1 pseudogene is annotated in these 1216 nt (G+C 67.3%); it reads right to left on the bottom strand.

The features are described 5' to 3' along the window. Positions 1-1216 (bottom strand): annotated as a pseudogene (locus Z164_RS21065) (hypothetical protein); the annotation flags it as partial.

Raw genomic sequence — 1216 nt, 5'->3', positions numbered from 1 at the left:
CCCCGGCGTGCGTCCAGGAATGGAGATTGTCCAGCGCGTCGTACTCGAAGCGGTGCCAATGCTCGTTGCCACCGAAGCTGGCCGAACCGGCACCGACCAGGCGATCGGCGGCGTCGTAGAGCAGGAGCCGGCTGTGGCTTGGCCGGGTGTAGTCGTGGATGTTGGTCGGATTGCCATTGGCGTCGTACTCGTACCGATAGGTCTGTACCGCGCCGTTTTCCTCAAGATGCGGCAAGCCGCGGGCGTTCTGCGCCGCGGACCACGTCACGCCGTTGCCGTAGACAAAGCCGGCCAAAGCGCCGTTGGGGTGGTAGGACGCGCCGAACGCGTAACCGCCTACGCGCGTCGGCTGGCCCAGCGCGTTGGGCGCGTAGTCCACCGATGAGCCGTCCGGGTAAGTCGTCGAGGCCAGCGCCCCATGCGCGTCGTAGCCATACCCCAGTCCCCAGGACGCGCCAGCAAATCCCGACGCCTCGCCCGTCAGCAGCCGGCGGTGGTTGTAGGTGTAGACGTTGGTGCTGAGGCCAGCGCTGCCGTTGTAGGTCTGGACCTGGCTGGGCAGGGAATCGCGGGTGTACTGCCACGTCTGGTTGCCGTTTCCGTCCGGGAACTCCAGGCTGGTCAGCCGATTACGGGCATCATGATGGCGATGAACGCGCCGCCCGGAGTTCCAGGCTGCATCGCGAGCGCAGTCTGCGTGCGAGTACACGACGTCGGTCAGCCCGCTCGCAGACCAAGTCACGTTGCCTGCCTCGTCGTAGGTCAGCACGGTGGCCCCGGTCTCCGGCTCGATGGTCTTGCACAGCTGCTGATGCGCGTCATAGACGTAGTGCCGGGTGAGCGTCAGCGTCGGCGGCACGCCATACAGGCCGGAGTTGTGGATCGTCAGGTTGGACCCGCCGGTCGGCGAGATGCCATGAACGTAGACCTTCTTGTTGGCGTACTGCTTGCGCACGGCCACGCTGAGCGGGTAGGCGAAGCGGTAGGCCGTGCCGCTGGTGCCGCAACGCTGCGCGACGGCAGCCTCGCTGGCGCGATTAGCGGCGATGCTGCCCAGCCCGGTCCCCGATCCGGCCGGGCCGCCGACATAGATGTGGACCTCGATCGAGGCCGCGTGTCCCACCTGGCAGGCCCAGCCCGTCACCCCGTTCTCGGCGGACACGGCGTCGATATGGCCGATCACCTGCGCCTGCAAAGGCAGCGCGGCCAGCAGCAG

The organism is Luteimonas huabeiensis HB2, assembly GCF_000559025.1.
Classification (GTDB): Bacteria; Pseudomonadota; Gammaproteobacteria; order Xanthomonadales; family Xanthomonadaceae; genus Luteimonas; species Luteimonas huabeiensis.
The sequence above is the reverse complement of the archived record's forward strand: the minus strand, read 5'-3'. Positions and strand labels throughout refer to the sequence as shown.